Raw genomic sequence first — 5,542 nt, 5'->3', positions numbered from 1 at the left:
CAGCGCGCGGCCGGACAGCTTGGTGATGTCCTCGCCCTTGTAGAGGATCCGCCCGGCCGTGGGGCGCTCCAGGTGGACGAGCATGCGGGCGACGGTCGACTTGCCGCAGCCGGACTCGCCCACGATGCCGAGCGTCTCGCCCTTCCCCAGCGTGAAGTCGACGCCGTCGACCGCCTTGACCGCGCCGATCTGCTTCTTGAGGACGATGCCCCGGGTGAGGGGGTAGTGCTTGACGAGCCCGCGCACTTCCAGCAGCGGCGTCCCGGGCGCCGTCGCCCCCGGCACCGGTGTCTCAGGGGGCGGTGGCGTCATGGAGGGTCTCCTTCCAGAAGTGGCACGCGCTGCGCCGGTCCTCGGAGACCTCGTACAGCGGCGGTTCCTCGGTGCGGCACACGTCCTGGGCGCGCGGGCAGCGGGGGTGGAAGGCGCAGCCGGGCGGGATGTCCAGCAGGTTCGGCGGCAGGCCCTTGATGGCGTACAGCTCCTTGCCCTTGTGGTGCAGGCGGGGGATCGAGTCGAGCAGGCCCTGGGTGTACGGGTGGGCGGGTGCCTGGTAGACGTCGTGGACGGGCGCGGTCTCGACGATCCGGCCCGCGTACATGACCGCGATCCTGTCGGCGACATCGGCGACGACGCCCAGGTCGTGGGTGATGAGGATCAGGCCCATGCCCAGTTCGCGCCGCAGTTCCGCGAGCAGGTCCATGACCTGGGCCTGGACGGTGACGTCCAGGGCGGTGGTCGGCTCGTCGGCGATGATCAGGTCCGGTTCCAGCGCCATGGCCATCGCGATCATGATCCGCTGGCGCATGCCGCCGGAGAACTGGTGCGGGTACTGGCCGGCCCGCTCGCGGGCGGCGGGGATGCGGACCCGGTCCATCAGCTCCACGGCCCTGGCGCGGGCGGCCTTCTTCGACATGCCCCGGTGGACCACGAACATCTCCCCCAGCTGGTCCCCGACGCTGAGCACCGGGTTCAGCGCCGACAGGGCGTCCTGGAAGACCATCGCCATCCCCGCGCCGCGGATCCGGCGCCGGGCGTCCTCCTTGAGCGGGAGCAGATCGCGGCCCTGGAAGAGGATCTCGCCGCCCGTGATGCGGCCGGGCGGGGTGTCGAGGATGCCCATGACGGCCTGGGCGGTGACGGACTTCCCCGAGCCCGACTCGCCGAGCACGGCCAGGGTCTCGCCGGCGTCGACCGCGTACGAGACGCCGTTGACGGCGTGCGCCACGCCGTCGCGGGTGCGGAACTCGACGTACAGATCACGGACTTCGAGCAGCATGGGGGCCTACCGGAGCTTGGGGTCGAGGGCGTCGCGGACCGCGTCGCCGAGCATGATGAAGGCGAGCACGGTGATGCTCAGGGCGCCGGCCGGCCACAGCAGCATGTGCGGGGCGTTGCGGATCTGCGGCGCGGCGTTGGAGATGTCGATGCCCCAGGAGACGGTCGGCGGCCGCAGCCCGACCCCCAGGAAGGAGAGCGTGGCCTCCAGGGCGATGTACGTGCCCAGGGCGATGGTGGCCACGACGATGACGGGTGCGACGGCGTTGGGCGCGACGTGGCGCAGCAGCATGCGCCCGCTGCCCGCGCCGAGGGCCCGCGCCGCCTGGACGTAGTCGTGCTCCCGCGCCGTGAGGACGGCGCCGCGGGCGATGCGGGCGACCTGGGGCCAGCCGAGCAGCACGATGAAGCCGACGACCGGCCACACGGTGGAGCTGGTGACGACGGAGAGGAAGACCAGGCCGCCCAGGATGACGGGGATGCCGAAGAAGACGTCGGCGGCGCGCGAGAGCAGGGCGTCCCACCAGCCGCCGTAGAACCCGGCGAGCCCGCCGAGCAGGCTGCCGAGCACCGCGGCGCCGAGGGTGGCGCAGACGCCGACGGTGATGGAGGCCCGCGCTCCGTGGACCGTACGGGTGTACACGTCGCAGCCCTGGGTGTCGTACCCGAACGGGTGGCCGGGGGCGGCGCCCGCCTGCGACTTGGACAGGTCGCATCTCAGGGGGTCGCCGCCGGCGAGGATCTGCGGCCAGAGGGCGATCAGGACGAGGAAGACGATGAGGAGGGCGGAGACGAGGAAGACGGGGTTGCGGCGCAGCTGGTGCCAGGCGTCGCTCCACAGGGAGCGGGGGCGGCCGACGGCGCCGGTGGGACCGGGGGTGACGGGGGTGGCGGGGGTGGCGGCCTCCAGGGTCTCCGCCTCGCTCAGCGCCAGGTCCATGGCGCCGCCCGCGCCGGCCGGGGCGATGACGTCCTTCGCGGGGTCGCGCTCAGGCATAACGGATCCTCGGGTCCAGGACCGCGTACAGCAGGTCGACGAGCAGGTTGGCCAGCAGGAACACGATCACGAGGATCGTCACGAAGCCGACGACGGTGGGTGCGTTGTTGCGCAGGATGCCCTGGTAGAGCTGGTAGCCGACGCCGTGGATGTTGAAGATCCGCTCGGTGACGATGGCGCCGCCCATGAGGGCGCCGATGTCGGCGCCGATGAAGGTGACGACGGGGATCAGGGAGTTGCGCAGCACGTGGCGGGTGATGACCCGGTGGCGCGGCAGGCCCTTGGCGACGGCGGTGCGGACGTAGTCGGCGCGGACGTTCTCGGCGATGGAGGTGCGGCTGAGCCGGGTGACGTAGGCCAGCGACACGAGGGCCAGGACGGTGCCCGGCAGGATGAGTTCGTCCAGGCGGGCGTCGATGGAGACCGACGGGCTCACCCAGCCCCATTTCACGCCGAACAGGTACTGCAGCAGGTACCCGGAGACGAACGTCGGTACGGAGATCACGACGAGGGTGAGCACCAGCAGTCCGGTGTCGAGGGGACGACCGCGCTTGAGCCCGCTGATGACGCCGAAGGTGATGCCGACGACGATCTCGATGGCGACGGCGACGAGGGTGAGCCGCAGGGTGACGGGGAAGGCCGAGGCCATCAGCTCGGTGACCTGCTGGCCGTTGAAGGCGGTGCCGAAGTCGCCCTGGAAGATCTGCCCCATGTAGTGCAGGTACTGCTTCCACAGGGGCTGGTCGAGGTGGAGGTCGTGGCGGATGCGGGCGGCGGTGGCCGGGTCGGGGGCGCGGTCGCCGAAGAGGGCAGCGACCGGGTCGCCCAGCGCGTACACCATGAAGAAGATGAGGAAGGTGCTGCCGATGAACACCGGGATCATCTGGAGCAGCCGCCGGATCACATAGCGTCCCATGGGGGCTCCGGTCGTCGGTCGCGGGGTGTCAGCTGACCTTGATGCGGTCGTAGACCGGGACGCTGAACTGGTTCAGGGCCACGTCGGAGAGCCGCTCGGAGTAGCCGGCGCTGCCGTTCTGGTACCAGAGCGGGATGACCGGCATCTGCTCGCCGAGGATGCGTTCGGCGGCCTGGAAGTCGTTCACCGCCGCGGTCGGGTCGGATGCCCGGTTGGCCCTGTCGACGAGGGCGTCGAACCGGGGGTTGCTGAACTTGCCGTAGTTGGCGGAGCCGCCGGTGTAGTACAGCGGCTGCAGGAAGTTCTGGATGAGCGGGTAGTCGGCCTGCCAGCCGGAGCGGAAGGGGCCGCTCATCTTGTAGGTCGTCGTGCGGTTGCGGTAGTCGGCGAAGGTGCCGACGGGGTCGACCGTGCAGACCGCGCCCTTGCCGAGCGTGTTGTTGACGCTGTTGCAGACGGCGTCCATCCAGGCGCGGTGGGAGCCGGTGTCGACGTTGGAGCTGAGCGTCAGCCGGCCGCCGGGCAGCCCGCCGCCCTCCTCGATGAGCTTCTTCGCCTCGCGGGGGTTGTACGTGCAGGCGGCACCGCACAGTTCGCTGTAGCCGCCGTCGCCGCCGAGCGCCGGGGAGGTCCAGTCCTTCGCGGGGGTGCGGGTGCCCTGGTAGATCTGCCGGGTGATCTCGGCCCGGTCGATGGCCATGGACAGACCGCGGCGGACCTTCTCCATGCCGGGCCTGGACCACTCCGGCCGGTACATGGGGAAGGCGAGGGTCTGGATGATGAGGGCGGGCTGGTTGATGTAGCGGTCACCGAGGTCGCTCGCGACGTTCTTGAGCGCTTGCGCGGGTACGTCGTCGACGAGGTCGAGGTTGCCGGCCATCAGGTCGGTGTAGGCGGTGTTGTTGTCGGTGTAGACGTTGAGGTCCACGCCGCCGTTGCGCGCCTTGTCGGGGCCCGGGTAGGCGTCCCAGCGGCGCAGCTTCATGCCGGCGCCCTTCTGGTAGGACACCACCGTGTACGGGCCGTTGCCGACGGGCTTGTTCAGCCAGCCGTCGTGGTCGGTGAAGAAGGTGCGGGGCAGGGGCACGAACGCCTGGTACCCGAGGGTCTCCGGCCAGGTGGAGAACGTGTCCTTCAGGGTGGCGGTGAACGTCCGGGCGTCCTTGACGACGAGTCCCTTCATCGCCTTGGCGCGGGGGCTGCCGGAGGCGGGGTGGACGTCGTCGTAGCCCTCGATGTTGCTGAAGAAGGGCGCGTTGTTCTGCTTGTTGTCGATGTGGGCGCCGTAGTTCCAGGCGTCGACGAAGGAGCGGGCGGTGACCGGCTCGCCGTTGCTGAAGGTCCAGCCCTTCTTGAGGGTGACGGTGAACGTCCGCGAGTCGGACGTCTCGATCCTCTCGGCGACCATGTTCTCGGCCTCGCCGGTCACGGGGTCGTACCGCTTGAGGCCGCGGAAGAGGAGGTCGAGGACCTTGCCGCCCTGCACCTCGTTGGTGTTGGCGGGCTCGATGGGGTTCTGGGGGTCGCCCCAGGAGGAGCGCACGATGCCGTCGGCACTGCCGGCTGTGCCGCCGCCGCAGCCGCTCGCCGCGAGGGCGACGGCCACGGCACAGGCGGCCGACCTGACGTGCGTGGCTCCGCGCATGGGGTGCCTCCCGGTGGTCCTCGGTCTCGCCCTAGGCCCACATACCACCCCATACGGTGCGCGAGCGCACGCCGTACCCGTCCGTCCGGGCACGGCACCACCCGCATGCGGGAGGGGGCCGGACACGCACGGGTGCCCCGGGCCGCTCACGGCCCGGGGCACCGGTGTTCACGCCGACCCTGGGGTCACGCCGCGTGGACGACGTCCTTCTCCTCGGCGAAGTGGCACGCCGACTCGTGCGCCGCCGGGGTGTCGGCGCCGCGGAAGCGCTCCGGGACCGCCAGCAGCGGGACCTCGGTGGCGCACTTGTCCTGCGCCTTCCAGCAGCGGGTGCGGAAGCGGCAGCCGGACGGCGGGTTCGCCGGCGAGGGGACGTCACCGGTGAGGATGATCCGCTCGCGGCCCTCGCGGGCCTCCGGGTCCGGCACCGGGACCGCCGACAGCAGCGCCTGCGTGTAGGGGTGCGTCGGGTGGTCGTAGATCTGCGTGTCCGTACCGATCTCGGCCATCTTGCCGAGGTACATCACGCCGACCCGGTCCGAGATGTGCCGCACGATCGACAGGTCGTGCGCGATGAAGATGTAGGACAGGTTGAACTCGTCCTGCAGCTTCTCCATCAGGTTGATCACCTGCGCCTGCACCGACACGTCCAGGGCGGACACCGGCTCGTCGCAGATGATGATCTCCGGGTTGAGCGCGAGACCGC

At 70.6% G+C, this 5,542-nt stretch carries 6 protein-coding genes; all 6 read right to left on the bottom strand.

Annotated elements, in window-relative coordinates; all coding sequences use genetic code 11:
• On the bottom strand, window positions 1–312 hold a 312-nt coding region (locus IH00_RS0128205; protein WP_158827960.1), incomplete at its 3' end, for an ATP-binding cassette domain-containing protein.
• Window positions 293–1,279, bottom strand: coding sequence for an ABC transporter ATP-binding protein (locus IH00_RS0128200; RefSeq protein ID WP_031078454.1), 987 nt, complete (start codon window positions 1,277–1,279; stop codon window positions 293–295). The genes IH00_RS0128205 and IH00_RS0128200, both read right to left, overlap by 20 nt.
• Before the next feature lie 6 nt (window positions 1,280–1,285).
• Entirely contained in the window at window positions 1,286–2,275 is a 990-nt protein-coding gene (locus tag IH00_RS0128195) for an ABC transporter permease (protein ID WP_031078452.1), read from the bottom strand.
• Window positions 2,268–3,191, bottom strand: a complete 924-nt coding sequence (locus IH00_RS0128190) for an ABC transporter permease (RefSeq protein ID WP_031078450.1) — start codon at window positions 3,189–3,191, stop codon at window positions 2,268–2,270. The genes IH00_RS0128195 and IH00_RS0128190 overlap by 8 nt, the downstream gene beginning before the upstream one ends.
• A gap of 28 nt (window positions 3,192–3,219) precedes the next feature.
• On the bottom strand, window positions 3,220–4,836 hold the full coding sequence (locus IH00_RS0128185; protein ID WP_031078448.1) for a peptide ABC transporter substrate-binding protein: 1,617 nt from the start codon (window positions 4,834–4,836) through the stop codon (window positions 3,220–3,222).
• A gap of 185 nt (window positions 4,837–5,021) precedes the next feature.
• A partial coding sequence (locus IH00_RS0128180) for an oligopeptide/dipeptide ABC transporter ATP-binding protein (protein ID WP_031078446.1) occupies window positions 5,022–5,542 on the bottom strand: 521 nt, incomplete at its 5' end.

Source organism: Streptomyces sp. NRRL S-118, assembly GCF_000716335.1.
GTDB lineage: Bacteria > Actinomycetota > Actinomycetes > Streptomycetales > Streptomycetaceae > Streptomyces.
This window is presented reverse-complemented; position numbering and strand designations above follow the sequence as displayed.